The 15,736-nt window shown below is 37.1% G+C and carries 17 protein-coding genes and 1 tRNA gene; 9 read left to right on the forward strand and 9 right to left on the reverse strand.

From position 1 onward, the window contains the following. Positions 1-185: 185 nt before the first annotated feature. Positions 186-950 carry a type I methionyl aminopeptidase gene (map, locus tag A5888_RS07540; RefSeq protein WP_086350451.1) on the reverse strand — a complete coding sequence of 255 codons (765 nt, stop codon included), beginning with the start codon at positions 948-950 and terminating at the stop codon, positions 186-188. Between the two features lie 319 nt (positions 951-1,269). On the opposite strand from map, the gene A5888_RS07545 reads away from it, so the two are divergent. The 3 genes from A5888_RS07545 (at position 1,270) to A5888_RS07555 (ending at position 4,823) form a co-directional block, all read left to right on the forward strand. Next, entirely contained in the window at positions 1,270-3,135 is a 1,866-nt protein-coding gene (locus A5888_RS07545) for an LTA synthase family protein (protein ID WP_139843899.1), read from the forward strand. Positions 3,136-3,441: 306 nt separating this feature from the next. Then, complete coding sequence (locus A5888_RS07550; RefSeq protein ID WP_086350453.1) at positions 3,442-3,885, forward strand: flavodoxin; 444 nt, start codon at positions 3,442-3,444, stop codon at positions 3,883-3,885. 602 nt (positions 3,886-4,487) lie between these two features. Continuing rightward, a complete protein-coding gene (locus tag A5888_RS07555) occupies positions 4,488-4,823 on the forward strand; it encodes a hypothetical protein (protein ID WP_086350454.1) in 336 nt (111 codons plus the stop codon). 139 nt (positions 4,824-4,962) lie between these two features. On the opposite strand, the gene A5888_RS07560 is transcribed toward A5888_RS07555, so the two are convergent. Next, positions 4,963-5,532 (reverse strand): TetR/AcrR family transcriptional regulator, encoded by a 570-nt coding sequence (locus tag A5888_RS07560; protein WP_086350455.1) that lies wholly within the window; start codon positions 5,530-5,532, stop codon positions 4,963-4,965. A gap of 453 nt (positions 5,533-5,985) precedes the next feature. Between A5888_RS07560 and A5888_RS07565 the strand changes: the two genes are divergently transcribed. After that, a complete protein-coding gene (locus tag A5888_RS07565) occupies positions 5,986-7,224 on the forward strand; it encodes an aminopeptidase (protein WP_086350456.1) in 1,239 nt (412 codons plus the stop codon). Positions 7,225-7,488: 264 nt separating this feature from the next. Further along, positions 7,489-8,256: an alpha/beta fold hydrolase gene (locus A5888_RS07570; protein ID WP_086350457.1), complete on the forward strand. Its 768-nt coding sequence runs from the start codon at positions 7,489-7,491 to the stop codon at positions 8,254-8,256. Positions 8,257-8,543: 287 nt separating this feature from the next. On the opposite strand, the gene A5888_RS07575 is transcribed toward A5888_RS07570, so the two are convergent. Next, positions 8,544-8,714 (reverse strand): hypothetical protein, encoded by a 171-nt coding sequence (locus tag A5888_RS07575; protein ID WP_339102027.1) that lies wholly within the window; start codon positions 8,712-8,714, stop codon positions 8,544-8,546. A gap of 95 nt (positions 8,715-8,809) precedes the next feature. On the opposite strand from A5888_RS07575, the gene A5888_RS07580 reads away from it, so the two are divergent. Next, complete coding sequence (locus A5888_RS07580; protein WP_086350458.1) at positions 8,810-9,307, forward strand: GyrI-like domain-containing protein; 498 nt, start codon at positions 8,810-8,812, stop codon at positions 9,305-9,307. Positions 9,308-9,318: 11 nt separating this feature from the next. Next, the gene (locus A5888_RS07585; protein ID WP_086350459.1) at positions 9,319-10,170 is read left to right on the forward strand and encodes an AraC family transcriptional regulator; all 852 of its coding nucleotides are present in this window, start codon (positions 9,319-9,321) and stop codon (positions 10,168-10,170) included. A 144-nt stretch (positions 10,171-10,314) separates the two neighbouring features. On the opposite strand, the gene A5888_RS07590 is transcribed toward A5888_RS07585, so the two are convergent. Beyond that, on the reverse strand, positions 10,315-10,794 hold the full coding sequence (locus tag A5888_RS07590) for a hypothetical protein (RefSeq protein ID WP_086350460.1): 480 nt from the start codon (positions 10,792-10,794) through the stop codon (positions 10,315-10,317). A gap of 537 nt (positions 10,795-11,331) precedes the next feature. After that, positions 11,332-11,730 (reverse strand): TetR-like C-terminal domain-containing protein, encoded by a 399-nt coding sequence (locus A5888_RS07595; protein ID WP_339102028.1) that lies wholly within the window; start codon positions 11,728-11,730, stop codon positions 11,332-11,334. Positions 11,731-11,996: 266 nt separating this feature from the next. Between A5888_RS07595 and A5888_RS07600 the strand changes: the two genes are divergently transcribed. Beyond that, positions 11,997-12,947 (forward strand): oxidoreductase, encoded by a 951-nt coding sequence (locus A5888_RS07600; RefSeq protein ID WP_339102029.1) that lies wholly within the window; start codon positions 11,997-11,999, stop codon positions 12,945-12,947. A gap of 323 nt (positions 12,948-13,270) precedes the next feature. On the opposite strand, the gene A5888_RS07605 is transcribed toward A5888_RS07600, so the two are convergent. Further along, a tRNA-Arg gene (locus A5888_RS07605) sits at positions 13,271-13,342 on the reverse strand. A gap of 339 nt (positions 13,343-13,681) precedes the next feature. Between A5888_RS07605 and A5888_RS07610 the strand changes: the two genes are divergently transcribed. Then, positions 13,682-13,810, forward strand: a complete 129-nt coding sequence (locus A5888_RS07610; RefSeq protein WP_283160600.1) for a hypothetical protein — start codon at positions 13,682-13,684, stop codon at positions 13,808-13,810. 55 nt (positions 13,811-13,865) lie between these two features. Here A5888_RS07610 and A5888_RS07615 read toward each other — a convergent pair whose 3' ends face one another. The 3 genes from A5888_RS07615 to A5888_RS07625 form a co-directional block, all read right to left on the reverse strand. Beyond that, entirely contained in the window at positions 13,866-15,047 is a 1,182-nt protein-coding gene (locus A5888_RS07615) for a GNAT family N-acetyltransferase (protein ID WP_249274532.1), read from the reverse strand. An 81-nt stretch (positions 15,048-15,128) separates the two neighbouring features. Then, on the reverse strand, positions 15,129-15,542 hold the full coding sequence (locus tag A5888_RS07620; protein WP_086350463.1) for a DUF3284 domain-containing protein: 414 nt from the start codon (positions 15,540-15,542) through the stop codon (positions 15,129-15,131). Beyond that, a complete protein-coding gene (locus A5888_RS07625; RefSeq protein WP_086350464.1) occupies positions 15,529-15,732 on the reverse strand; it encodes a DUF3188 domain-containing protein in 204 nt (67 codons plus the stop codon). Before A5888_RS07625 ends, A5888_RS07620 begins: the two co-directional genes overlap by 14 nt. Between the last annotated feature and the right edge of the window lie 4 nt (positions 15,733-15,736).

The raw sequence follows: 15,736 nt of genomic DNA on the forward strand, positions 1-15,736 counted from the left end.
AACTGAAGACCGGAACAATCGTCAGAGTGACGTTGTACCTGGCCTTTTCAAGAAAAAAAGGACAACCCTTAAAATGAAAATTGTCCTTACATGTACAGTTAAAAATTAGAAGAAATCGGTCAAAGACCTTGATTGCTGCTGAAAACAAGGTCTTTGACCTTTCTCTGTATCATTTGCCTAATTGCTTAATATGTCAGTTCTTCCCCTTGAGACGTAAGGATTTGCGGCCCCTCTTTAGTAATAGCCAATGTATGTTCAAACTGGCAGCTTAAACCGCCATCTTGAGTATATGCTGTCCATCCGTTAGGGTCCATCTTCATTCGCCATGTCCCTGTATTTACCATTGGCTCAATTGTGATCACCATTCCCTCTTTCAAGCGAAGACCTTTACCCGCTTCACCATAATGAGGAACAGATGGGCTTTCATGAATAGTCGGGCCAATGCCATGACCAACAAAATCACGAACAACAGACAGCCCTTCTCCTTCGACGTAGGTTTGGATCGCATGACCTATATCACCAATACGATTACCGACCTGTGCCTGCTCAATCCCTATATAAAGAGCCTTTCTTGTTACTTCCATTAAATGATCCAACTCAGGTGTTGATTCTCCAACAACATAGGACCAACAAGAATCTGACATAGCCCCTTTAAAATCAATACACATATCTACTTTAATCAAATCGCCGCTTTTCAATAACTTCTTTCGAGGAAAGCCATGGCAAATTTCATCATTGATACTGCAACACGTCGCATATTTATACCCTTCATAGCCAATCTGAGCAGCTATGCCGCCATTTTTTTCAATAAAATCTTTCACAAATACTTCAATATCCCAACTGGAAATCCCAGGTTTGATAAAATCTCTCAAATGACGATGGACATCTGCCAGTAGCTCTCCAGATTCGTTCATCATTTCAATTTCTCTTGCTGATTTTAATGTGATCATCTTGCTTACCTACTCCTAATTCAATATATTTACTGTTAGTTTAGCACAAACTTATCCCACAAGTGAAATGAATAGTGAGGATTTCATTTACTTTGTAATGGTTTTGTAAAGTTATAAACAAAGATTTTTTCTCTATTTTGTGGTAATATCTTAATGATTAGGGGGGAAATAATAGTTGAATACTATACTAACTATACTATCAGCCTTCGTAATAATTCTTATCATTTTACGGCTGTCCCAGAAAATATCTTTTATCAAAATAAACAAAGAAAAATTTTTGTATTCTCTGGGAGATACTTTTTTTGTTTGGATCAGTTCATTGTTCGTATACACAGTAATTTTAGGTAAAACTGTAGAGTCTGTTGAACTACCTATTTATTTCGCTATTACTGTTGTGATTACACTTATTTTCTTAGGCATAACTATGTTTATCCAGTCAGAAAATTCTTTAGTCACGAAAAAAGAAAATAGGAAGAAGAGTAAAATTCAACTATTTATGTTAGTTTTTTATTCACTGGTTGTTTTCTTCTCATTACTTCTTTATACAAGCAGTATCTGGCTAATTAATACCTTTGGACCAATCAGTATTGAACAATTGCTCTACAGTATGCAAACACTAGGTGGAACAAATACGGATCAAGTATATACTTTCATTGATAATCCATTGATCATTTCCGTTTTTACAACTTATCTTTTCATAAAAGTTGTATTACTTTTATGGAATAATACAATTTTGAAAAAAAATGAAGGTCGACGTGTCAAGAGAAAGCAAAAAAAATGGACAAAATTGATTCTTCCAACGGTTGTATTTTCAACATTTGCCGCATCCATTTTACTAAGTGTCAATACAGTCGGTTTCGCTCAAGTTAAACTTTATTTTGGGCAATCTTCAATGATTGAAACAGAATTTGTCGATGCAAAAAATACAAACCTTGCGTTTCCTGAGCAAAAAAGAAATCTCATCTATATCTTCGCTGAATCTCTTGAAGGCAGCTTCACAAGTGAAGAATTAGGAGGAACACAAAAAAACAATCTGCTTCAAGAATTGACAGATTTAACAAATGAGGGCGCAATTAACTTCTCAAACTCAGATAAAATAGGTGGAGCATACCAAGTACCGGGCACTGAGTACACCGCTGCTGGTATTGTGTCACAAACTTCCGGCATGCCGCTTAAGGCACCAACCGCAGACTTGAATAGTTTTGGTCAAGGAGATATTTATAGTGATGGGAAAGCCCGCTTTTTACCTGGTCTAACTTCTATAGGAGAGATTCTAGAAGAGCAAGGGTACAATCAAACCTTTATTATGGGTTCTCCAGCTATATTCGGTGGAAGAAGTACGTATTTATCTCAACACGGAAATTACCATCTCTTTGATTTACAAGAAGCCAGAAATAGAGAGCTGATTCCTCAGGATTACAATCATTGGTGGGGATTTGAGGATAACAAATTGTTTGAATACGCCAAAAGTGAAGCTCTTGCTCTTGCAGATAAAGGAGAGCCGTTCAATTTGACTATGCTAACTTCAGATACACATTTTCCTGATGGGTTGTTAGATGATAAACCCACACCTTATGATAATCAATATGCAAACGTTATTGCCTATTCAAGTAAACAAATTACAGAATTTATCAGATGGTGCCAACAACAACCATTCTATGAAAACACAACGATTGTTGTCTCTGGCGATCATTTAACAATGGATCAAAATTTCGTTAAGGATTTCCCAGAGGATTATGAACGGACAATTTTCAACCTATATATCAATTCACCAATCCAAGCCGAAGATAATCGCAGTAAAAATCGTGAATTTGGGAGCTTTGATTTATTCCCTACTACCCTTGCTGCTCTAAATGTAACAATCAGCGGGGATCGTCTGGGAATGGGAACCAATCTTTTTTCTGATAAAAGCACTGTAATTGAAAGACAGACGCTAGCGAGCGTGCGAGATGAGTTTACACAAAGATCTGAATTTTACGACAAGCATATTTTAAATTATGACGAAAAAAGTTATAACAGTGATGACGAATCAAACGATAGTTCTCAAACAGAGACTACTTCAGAAGCAGTAGTCGAATCGTCAACAGTTTCTTCAACCACTGGAACAATAGGGACAACACCCTCTATTCCAGTAGTCACAGAAGAACAGACAACTGACGCTGTAACTGAACAAGTTATTGAATAAAGACATCTATCAATAGAGCCGAGTTTTAGAAGAGAGTGGATGAAAAATCAACCACTCTCTTTTTTATGGTTCTAAATAAGGAGCTTGATAGAAGCAACATTTTTTACTAAATCTAGCTTCCTTAGCCAATTGAACAACTCAAAAATGTAATTTAATTATAACTATTTTTTTGATGAAAATGCTTCTAATTGGCTGTTTTACTCGATTTCTGTTCTTACCTCTCTCTATCTGACAGTCATTTGCAATTTACATCTTGATTGTCTATCTGTTATAATCAAATCTGTATTAATTTTAAGGAGGAACAAAATGACCTTAGCTAAAATCGTTTATGCAAGTATGACTGGAAATACAGAAGAAATTGCTGATATTGTAGCAGAAGCATTTGAAAATTTAAATATTGAAGTAGAGATCGATGAGTGTACTCAGGTAGATGCTGCAGATTTTGCTGCCGCTGATATTTGTGTCGTTGCTACCTATACCTATGGTGACGGTGAGCTTCCTGATGAAATCGTAGATTTTTACGAAGACTTACAAGAAGTAGACTTAAAAGGAAAGATTTACGGTGTTTGCGGCTCTGGTGATACTTTCTATGAAGAGTATTGCAAATCGGTCGATGATTTCGATGCCGTATTCACAAAAACAGGAGCAACTAAAGGTGCTGACAGTGTGAAAATCGACTTGGCTGCTGAGGAAGAAGATATTCAAAACCTAGAGGCATTTGCTAAAAAGTTAGTTGAAGCAGCTTCTTAATTCGATAAGCTTGTTAATCAGATTTCCAGTATAAAACACGAGAGAAGCCGATAATTGTAGATTAACAATTATCGGCTTCTCTCGTGTTTTACGTTCTGAATTCTTTCAGCTATTCAAGCTCATAAATAAAAGAAGAATGTGGGATATAACTCAAGTCCTACGCTTGTTCTGTATCTAACCCAGAATAAACGGCAACTACTAGCAGCTAACTGTGTCAATATCCGCTCAGCATCAGTGGTAAACCATTGTGTTTCAAGGCTTTTCGACAATAAGCTGAAATTCAAAAAAATTTTGTGTAATGAAGCAATTTTCGTGAAATCCATCTTATTGCTTGAAGCTTGTAAAAAACTCCATTAGTATTATTTGTTGATAAATACTAATGGTAAAACGAAAGGCTATAAAAGCCTAAGAGAATACATAAAAAAAGCTTAAAAATTCAATGGTTATAGACTATTTTGATTGCAAGGTTTAAGCTACCTTTCAACATCTATTTTTAATTGAATAGGTTTTTCTGGATAAAACTCTCTTAACTATGTTTCAGTTAGAAATTGTCTATATGATATAATAAAATTAGTAATTAACTAAAGAAACGGAGTGCTTATATGTTCTATTATTTATGTGCAATTGTGACATTAATTAGTTCGGCTGTGAGCTTTGGATTTTCTATCGACGCTTATATAACAGCTAAACCTCTAAAAGATGCAAGTCTTACAAATGCAAAATATGCCATGTCAAGAAGTGTATCCATATTATTGGTTGCGATAGGACTATTTATTTTTAAATCAAATCCATTTTTAGTCGCCATTTCAACAATTATGATAGGTGTTCAATTGCTAGATGGGATTATTGGTATAAAAATAAGTAGATTTAAAACATTGGGGCCATTACTAACTGCTGTCGGTAATACGGTTGTGTTGATTCTGTTTTTAATTAATTAGACTTATGGTTAAATGAAAATATATAAACACATAAAAAACCTACATTTCGTAGGTTTTTTATGTGCGAATCCTTATTCTATTTGTCTTTACGGAAGTTAACACTCCTGTCATAACCTCTACTAATTCTTAACTATCTGTTTTATCTTATATCAATTGTTTTTTTGCGATTCAGAATTGTCTGGATATTTTCTTTCAATATATCCTCAATTTGTTCATCTGTAGGAGCGATAATCCCGGATGTCATCAACGAACCGATCCCTGTTGCAACAATCCATGTCCCCATATGTAAAGAATTGATCTGAACCTCACTCAGTGCTGCGTATTCAGAATCTTGTTTGACTGCATTCGAAAAATAATTGTAGGAAAACTCCTGCATTCGCTGTCCGCCACCATATTCTTCCAAGTAAAGCGCACGATACAGCTTGCTTTCATTTTTCGCAAAGTGAACATAATTTAAAGCTAAGTCAACAATCAAATTTCCCGTATGCTCAACAGGAAATACCTCTGTAGATAGATAATGATGAATCTTATCAAATAATGCTTCTTTTAAATCATCCATATTTTCAAATTCTAAATAAATTGGTTGAGTGGAACATTTCATTTTTGCCGCAATATTTCTGGCAGTAAACTTAGAAAACCCTTCAGTTGCCACTACTTCATAGGCAGCATTCAGTATTTGGTCTTTTGTGATCGTCTTTTTTCTTGCCATATTCTCAATCCTCTCTACCTATTCTCCAACAAAGCTACCTGATTCTACACCTAATGTTATTGTAACACGATTACAGATTTCTGCAAAATAGTACTCCTATTTTCTTATTATTTTATTTTTCTCCTTTCTCATTTGGTACATACGTTGTTTCCTCTTTCAATTCAATTGAGTTTGTTTTTTATCCATGTTATGATATTTTAGATTGGAGATAGATACGCCCTCAACGATCCTATAAAACTATGAAAATTAATAGATATCTATCAATTTTTAGAGCAATCATCAGAGGTCATTTTCTATTTCTTAAATACAGGAAAAATTTTACTCTATATAAATCCTGTCAAATAGTGTATTGCGCGAATAGTAAGTTTTGCCTGTTACATCGGCGAAAGACAAACTGTTCCTTCTCTCATTTACTTAGCAGGATTTATATCTACTCAATAAGGAGGATGCTTTATGACTTTACCAAATTTTGATAATTTATTACAAAAATATGCTCGTTTGATTTCTGAAACAGGTGTAAACGTTCAAAAAGGACAGACAATTGTTCTGCAAATCGCTGTTGATCAAGCACCTTTAGCCAGAGCAATCACCGAAGAAGCATATAAGTTAGGTGCTGCTGAGGTCGTTATTCAATGGACAGATGATGAAATTCAGAAGCAATTTCTTACACATGCGGATCAAAAATATATAGAAGCAATCCCCAAATATAAGAAGGATCAAATCAATGATTGGATCGATCGTGAAGTAAGCAGAATCAATATTGTTTCTTCTAATCCAGATGCTCTTGCAGGGGTTGATCCTGAACGTGTTGCTCTATACCAATCCGTTTCAGGTAAAGCTATGCTCGAACTGAGAAAACTAACGCAAGCCAATAAAATCAGCTGGGTTGTTGCTGCTGCTTCCGGAGCAGACTGGGCTGCGATGGTATTTCCAAATCTACCATCCAAAGAAGAACAGGTAGATGCTCTTTGGGATCAAATTTTCAAAACAACCAGAGTTTACAAAGAAGATCCGGTAGCCGCTTGGGCAGAGCATGATAAATTGTTGACCTCAAAGGCAGAAGAGCTGAATAAAGAACAATTTGCAGCACTGCACTACACAGCTCCTGGGACTGATTTGACGATCGGGCTACCCGAAAATCATATCTGGGAAGGCCCTGGAAGTCATAACGCTCGTGGTGATCTTTTCATGGCAAACATGCCGACCGAAGAAGTTTTTACCGCTCCGGATGCTCGTCGTGTGGATGGGTACATTTCCAGTACTCGCCCTCTAAGCTATGCGGGAACAACGATTTCTGGAATGAGCTTTACCTTCAAAGACGGTCAAGTAGTAGATTTCTCAGCTGAAAAAGGACAGGATGTTCTTGAACGTTTGCTAGATATAGACGATGGCGCAAAACGCTTAGGTGAAGTTGCCTTAGTGCCTGACCCTTCACCTATTTCACAATCTGGCTTGGTATTTTATAATACCCTCTTTGATGAGAATGCTTCAAACCATTTAGCACTAGGTTCTGCTTATGCCTTCAATATCAAGAACGGCACATCTATGAGTGAAGAGGAGCTTGTTGCTGCGGGTTTAAACCGTAGTCAAACCCACGTAGATTTCATGGTTGGTTCTGCTCAAATGAATATTGATGGTATCAAAAAGGATGGCACGAAAGTTCCAGTTTTCCGTAATGGTGACTGGGCTTAAATACAGCTTATTAAAGACGCCAAAAAAGCTTTTTCTACGGGCTTTCTGGCGTTTTTTTGGTGTTTATCAATAAAAGAAAACATCTATTCCAAAATAGAATTCACTGCGCTATATCTGAAACTATAGAATCGCGTTATAATGGATACAGGACAACACAAGGAGGGATTTATCATGGGGATTTGGACAGAAGCCTAACGTAAGGCAGTGACAACTTGTGCCTTACTAATCCGATTGAATCAATCAAAACAATTAGGAGGCAAAACCATGACTTATTTTACGTATCAATCAAAACAAATTTATTTCGAAGAAATCGGGAACGGTCCGCCACTTGTATTACTACATGGAAATTCCGCATCTGCAAAGATGTTTGACTTACTCTTACCATTGTATACAGAACACTTCCACGTGATTCTGATTGATTTTCTAGGTAACGGTCGCTCAGAGCGTATCGATTCGTTTCCAAAAGATCTGTGGTACTCTCAGGCGCTTCAAGTCATTGCACTGATTGAGCATCTAGGGTATAAAAGAGTAAATCTGCTTGGAACAAGTGGAGGTGCTTGGACAGCAATCAATGCTGCCCTTGAGCGACCTGATCTGATCGAAAAAGTTGTAGCTGACAGCTTTGATGGGCGAACATTGAACCCGGATTTCTTCGAAAATCTAATAAAGGATCGAACCTTCGCCAGACAAGACCCGATGAGCAGACAATTCTATGAATGGTGCCAAGGCGATGATTGGGCGCATATTGTTGACTTAGATACAGAGGCATTGTCTCACTATACAAGAGAAGACCTGCCGCCTTTCCATCATCCTATTGAGAGTCTGCAGATACCGGCATTGCTTATCGGAAGCTTGGAAGATGAATTGCTTAGAGATGATCTTGAAGCGGAGTATCAAACCATTTGTCGCCTTATCCCTAATGGCTCCTATTACATTTTCTCTACAGGCGGTCATCCAGCAATTGCGTCAAATGCTGAAAAAACCGCGGAGCTTGTTACAATTTTTCTCAATAAAGGGCCTAAAAAAAAGTAGCCTATGTTCGTCTACTTTTATAAACTTAGCCAGAGCGTGGGACATACCTCAAGTCCTACGCTTGTTCTGTATCTAAACCTGAATAAACGGTGGGACAGCAAAGCGGTTTAAATGTCCTGCTTTGCCTCGAGTTGCCAGTTCTACTTTTCTTATTTGCTAGATAGGCTAGACATTCTTTCCACCATTCATCTACTTGAAAATTAGTAGACTGGAAAGATAATAGTAGAATGGTATGCGTAAGGATAGTTAAAGGAATTTGAGAAAATTCCTCTCTTAATAGGAATTAGCTAATCGCAGAAGCAGCAACTACTAGCGAGCTGCATCGATGTCCGCTCAATACTCGTAGGCTCTAAACTGCGACGAGCCACAAGCGAGAATGCATCAGTGGTAAACCATTGTGTTTCAAAGCTTTTCGACAATAAGTTTGACGCTTCTGTCCCAAACTCATTTTTTTGCAAAACTTTACACCTCTTCACAGAAAATGTAACGTTTTTCTAGATAGTCTTTGTTACACTAAATACAACAAAGACAAACTGAAAAGGAGCAACTATTCATGAATTATAGAATTGAAAAATTAGACGCATTTACTATCACAGGTTTCGTTATTCACTCAACTAACGCTTGGATGAAAGGAATGAGAGATTGTCCTTCTTTTTGGAAAAAAATCATCAAAGAAGGAAAAAACGAACAATTGGTGCCGTTGATCGACAGAAAGCCGTTTGGTTTGATTGGCGCCAGCGTGTATAATGTAGACAGCACAGACTCAAAGAAATTTGATTACTACATTGCCGCCGCAACAACACAACAAGCACCAGAAACGATGGACACCTACACCGTTCCTGCTATGACTTGGGCAGTGTTTCCATGTACAAGAAAAACGTCGGGCAAAACACAGATGGCCATCGTCAAAAAATGGGCACCTCATTCAGAATATCTCTTACTGAATACAGGCTATGCTTCCGGACGAATGACTTCTGCTGCTCCTGATTTAGAGGTATATGGTCAAGGCGATGACGTCGAAATCTGGGTTCCTGTAAGAGAAAAACTTTAAGGAGAAAATACATGAAAAATTGGTTTGATAGCTTAAATGAGATAATTCTATATATCGAAGAAAATTTGGAGGAGGAAATTTCCTATGATGCTTTGGGAAAAATGATAGGCTACTCCCCCTATCACCTTCAACGCCTGTTTTTGATGGTCGCGGGTGTCTCACTCTCTGAGTATATTCGTTGTCGCAAATTATCGAAGGCTGCTCAGGAACTGATCAGTCAAAATAGTAAGATTACTGACCTTGCTTATAAATATGGGTACAGCTCACCAACTTCTTTCAACCGAGCATTCAAAGCATTTCACGGCGTTACACCTAAAGAGCTGAAAAAGAGCAGTGTCCTAATCAAGGCTTATCCACCTCTTACTTTTGAGCTTTCGATTAAAGGAGCTAGCAGCTTGGATTATCGAATCGTTCATACTGAGCCGTTTAAAATCGTTGGGAAAAAGCTCCCTACAACCATGGAAAATGGCGCCAGTTACAGAGAGATACCCGCATTTTGGCAACAGCTGCAGCAAAGTGGTGCGATCCCAGATATTCTTGCTCTGATGAACTGTCAGCCTTTCGGATTATTGGGCGTCAGCGACTACAATCCAAATCTTAATAAAAGCGAATTTGACTATTATATTGCTACAGCAACAACATTACCACTCCCAGAAGACTATGAAGAGCTGATTATTCCAGCCACTACCTGGGCAGCATTCCCACATAAAATGGCTAGTCCTGAGGAAATGCAAAAATTTCAGCATCAAATTGTGATGGATTGGCTTCCTTCAAGCGGTTACCAATTTGCTTTTGGACCAGACCTAGAAGTATACGGCAATGACAACACGCTAGAAACATGGATTCCAGTAACACAAGGATAAATCAAACTGCTCCATGCCCAACACCTTTTTTGGGAAGCATGGAGCAGTAATTTTTTTGCCAAACAAGGTTGTGGGACTCAACTCAATCCCGCACTCCTCTATCCATTTAAGACCGGATAAACAGTGGGACAGAAGCAACTTCTTCTATTTCTGTTCTTCTAAAATGGAGATATACATTTGAATCAATGGACTCTCTGCGGTAAAATCTGCTTTGCCATTAATTTCTTTCAGGCTTGTCAACAGCTCACCAACTGTTTTTTCGCCGATAAGCTCTTTCCACTGTGTCGACTTTATCTCACCTTTATCAACTATCTCAATTCCTGATAAAAAACCAAAGCCTGTCAACAAAACAAAGAAACGACTAGAATCTGCGCCATAAATAGCTAAGTCCTTCGACCACAAAAGATAGCCTACAAAGGATTCTTCCCCGAGCTTAAAGGGAAACACTCTAGTGTCCTTAAATGTCAGATTTGCAAATTCCTTCATGTAGAAGCTGCCCATCTCAGAACTAATTTTTTCACTAAGCTTCAGAAGTTCGCTATCTTTACTGTAATAATCGTTATACGCTACAGTCAATGCCGCTATTAACTGGCCTTCTAATATAGGATCAATTTGTGTGTGCACTTCTACTTCTCCTCTGTTACTCATTTTTTCTTTTTTATTATAGCACGACAGTGATCAAATGGAAGAACATCACTTTCCACTCACACTTATTCTCTAATCAGCTTTTCCAGGGCTATCAATAATCGACTATAGCTACCTTAATGCCCGCTTTATTTTGTTGATTTATACGCGATACATCTTCTTACCCTTTTAAATGAATTTTCAATTTCCTATGATATCAGTATGTTTATAAAAGAATTAGGCAGAGAAAATGATGCAGAAGAACCTATCGATTCATTAGGACAAATCCACTCTTTTTCAAAAAGAATACTATACACAATAAAGCAATTGCCACATGCCATGTATCATGCTACAAATACACATTGGTTCACCTCTACCTCGAAAACTAGAATAGCGGAAAATATGTACATACAATTTTTGAGCTGCAACTCTTTTTGGGATATCATTATCGATGTTGAATGGGATAAAGGGATAGACATTCAAAATGTACCATACAGGTGATCCAATTGGGCTTACCGACATTCCTATTTATTGATTTCATTTACAATATTCGCAGAACAACTCCGCCATGTATGTTTCTCTCTCTTTAAAATCATTCAAAACCCATTCAACTAATATATTAAAGAACCCCCCACACAAAAACTTAATCGTATATTTTTCTTTTTCAGGAGAATAAAATTTCTCACATACGAATTTCTCACATATATCTTCTAAAAATAAATTGCTTTTATCAAGAAGTAAAAAAGTTAAATTTGATTTTATTAAATTCATCATAAGTGTTTTTTCAGTTTTAAAACTTGAAAAGAACATCAAAATGACATCGTAGGTATTGTTCAAGCCAATAACAGCTATTTTTTCTTCATATTTGGCGAAAAATGTAGTTAAGTAGTCCGTTATGACATCTTCCAAAATCTCATAATTTCTATAAAATGCCATTCTAGAAACTCCTGCTTTTGACGTGACTTCCGTTATTGAAATTTTATGAAAGTCCTTTTTTTCCATTAATATCATAAGCGCAGTAAAGATACTTTCCTTTGTGATTGCATTTCTATAACTATTCATCCTATTTACCATTACAGTTTTCTCCAATCTGTAACGTTTCATGCTGTTACACTTGAAACGTCTTATTATGCATAGTATACTGCAACCACCAAGACGTTACAACAGTAACATCTATTGAAGGAAGAAAGGATTATATAACGATGAATGAAAAAAGAAATGATAAAAAAAGATGGACAGAAAAAGAAATCGGTTCCCAAGTTGGTAAAAATATTGTTGTTACAGGTACTGGGGGATTGGGCTACGAAGCAGCAATATCGCTAGCAGGTGCAGGGGCCACTGTTATTATAGCAGGTCGTAATGTCGACAAAGGGAAGAGCGCCGTTCAAAGTATTAAAAACAAATACCCACATGCAAAAATTGATTTTCAAAGAATCGACCTTGCTGATTTATCTTCAATAGAAAATTTTGGCAAAGTACTTGCCTCAAAAATTAAAAAATTAGATATTCTTATAAATAATGCTGGCGTTATGGCAACACCCGATAGAAGAGTTACGAAAGATAATTTTGAACTACAGCTTGGAACTAATTATTTAGGACATTTTGCATTAACAGCACACCTTCTTCCACTTCTTCGTAAAGCCCAAAATGCTCGAGTTGTAACGGTTAGTAGTATGGCACACCGTTCTGGAAAAATTCATTTTGATGATTTGCAATTAGAGCATCATTACAATCCAGATGTGGCATATTCCCAATCCAAATTGGCATGTTTACTGTTTGCCTTTGAACTTCACAAACGTAGTATAGCTTCAAACTGGGGAATTACTAGCATTGGTGTTCATCCTGGTGGCGTTGCAACAGAATTAATAGAGAACGGCCCTGGTAAAACTTTTTACACTAGATTGATTTATCACACACTCCAAATGCCTAGTCAAGGAGTTAGAGCGTCTTTACTTGCTGCCACTTCACCAGAAGTCAGAAGTGGTGCTTTTTATGGACCTACAAAACTTATGGAAATATACGGATATCCTAAATTAGTGAAACCAGCAAAACAGGCATTAGATGCTAATGTATCCGCAAAATTGTGGGAGTTATCATGTCAATTGGTTCATGTAGACCTAAAGGAAAAATATACTAGTGGCAAAAGAAAGTAAAATTATTAGGATAGCTTTCCATTATACAACTGTTGGTTATAGTCTATGCGTAGCAAAGAAGGAGGAATGAAATCGCAGGCGCTTAAAATTCAGATCTTTATTTCTACATATGATTATGACAATCATATTGAATAGCTCTCAAAAAAAGTTGTGTTAGCAAACTCGCTTATCTCCTAAAAATGAAAGATAAGAAAAAAACTATCTACTATGTTTAAATAAAATCAAAAAATACATCCAGTTGAATTTCATGTAAAACTATACTATCTAAAAAATAAAAAGCTGAAAACCTTGATATAAAAAGGCTTTCAGCGTAATGTCTATGACATCCCCTGCTGGAATCGAACCAGCAACTAGGTCTTAGGAGGACCTTGTTATATCCATTTAACTAAGGGGATAGATTAAATTTAGAAGTGTGCCATAATGCCCGCTTAAAAGAGTACTGTTATATGCATTTAGCTCAGAGGTATGATTGGGATTCTTCAATTTTTCTGTTCCAAAACTAGCACCTATTACAAATCAACTTTGTACAAATGCTTGAATCTTTCCGAACAGCTTCGACTATAAAAAAAAATCCTGCAAGTTATATTTTACTGTGCGAATCTGCTTCTGTCAATTGCTCCTGTTACTCTACGCTACTTATTTATTCCCTTTTCTCTATCTTCAAGCAAAAAAATCGCAAAGCTCCAGACCCAGTGCTATGATTGATATAAGAAGAAACAAGGGAGTGTTGCAGTATGACAGATAAATCCAAAGAAGAAGTTTTTGCTGAACGTCAAGACAATTACAAACAGGAAAAGGAACAAATCTTCAAGAAAGCCTTGAAGGAAGAAGAGAAGAAGAAAGAAAAAGAAGAAAAGAAATAAACACTAGCCCCGGTCACTAATTTTACGTGTCCGGGGCTGTTGTCTTTTATCTTCATCAAAAATAGTCTTCTAATATTGGTTTTCCTGCTGGCAGCAGTGCCGCTAACTTTTCAACCTGTGCTTCTTCGCCAACCAATCGTTGATGGAAGTGAAGGATTGCACCTGAACGATACCCCATAAAGAGCTGTGTCCAGCTTTGAATCGTTGCACTTAGGCTCTTTTCATCTACTGATTCCTTCACCTTACGTATCTCCGCTTTGCCATTGACAACTTTCAATTCCCAGACGCCTTCATTCCACGAACCAAACTCATCTGTCACGTTTAAGTAAAAAATGTTTTCTGAGCTGGAAGCTTTAAATGGATAATCGGATAAAAACGTTTGAAAATCAACAATTCGTCCCATCATATAAGGCTTAAGATGCATATCTAACAATGGCGACGGAATCAACCAGCTCAAATCTTCACCAGTAAATCCTTTTTTGAAATAAAATTGATGAGTTGCCCCATTGTGTGATCCAATAAATCTCGCCAACGCCATATAGCCTGCTTGGCTTAACGCTTGCCATTCAATGATCGTAAAGCGTTCTACATTGGTTTGATAGACCACATAACCCTCTGCTTTTCCTTGCTCATTTTCATAAATTGCAAAGCGATAGTCATTCCCTAAGGCAAATTTATATTCTTGCCACCAGTCTTCACGTTTCAAGCCACCACGCTGCACCTCTGCTATTTGACTGTAAATCGAATCAATAACCTCTTTAGCCTGTTCCCAGCCCGTACGGTGGACTTTACCAGCTACTGCACGGATATTTGGCCAATTTATTGGATCAATCGTGTACTCGATCTGTTCGAAAATCTGCTCGTAGCCATAACGGCGATAAAAAGGGTATGAAAACGGCGCTAGATACGATAATGCTGTTTTCTCCTCTGCCAAATCTGCCAGCATTTTTTTCATTAACGCCGTAATCCCGCCTTGCCCTCTATACTCAGGATAAGAAGAAACACAACCAATTCCGGCCATCTTATATTCAACACCATGAAAGTTCGTTATAAATGGCGTAGCCAATAATTGACTCGTCAGCTGCTCACCATCAAAAGATCCATAGCAAGCTGAGCGTTCAGTGACCCAATCAAAGCGTTTTCTACGTTTCTCTGTTGTTTCTGAGTTGAATGCATAGGCCGCCAGCTCAAACATTTGCTGTGTATCTTCTAGTGTCATTTTACGAATATTTTCCACTATACATCTGCCCCTTTCCAAAAGACAAAAAAGGAAGGAACATTGAGATCAACCTCTTGTTCCATTCCCATATTATTTCATTTAATAAGAACTTTCTATCTGCTGAAGCATCTTTTTAAACTGTCTCTTCTTAAGAAAACCTATCAACATCCCCACAACCGCATCATTCATCTTTTGCAACGTTCCAAAGGATTCCATTTTTTCGGTATAATGTACTTCACAAGAATTTTCATCCACCGGTTTAACCGTATACTGAGCAAAATACTCATTTTTTACAGTAGACGTTCTATATGCATAGGTTTCATTTTCCACCAATTTTTCAATCTTGATTTTTGCTCGGCTATTTTTAGAAAACTCCTTCACATATTCAAAATTATTTAATTGCATGGGTTTCATTTTTTTACCAGTACTTCGATTTACATCAAACAAAATCGATTCAATCACTTTGTCAAAAAAATAGGTGGCTGGTACATTCAATTTTTTAACGATTTCCATTCTCTTTCACCTCAGTTTGTTGTTCTTGTTTCTCTCGTTTTCTCCCTTTTAAAAAGAAAAATAATCCAGCGCCAAAAAGTGATGCCGCAGTGATAATGCTTAAAAAGTCATATACGCCTGTTTTCGCATTTGCACTATACACAAAAATCAACAACCCTATACTCATCAAGAACAGTCCATTTTTTAACATGATT

Source organism: Enterococcus sp. 9E7_DIV0242, from assembly GCF_002140975.2.
Classification (GTDB): domain Bacteria; phylum Bacillota; class Bacilli; order Lactobacillales; family Enterococcaceae; genus Enterococcus_L; species Enterococcus_L clewellii.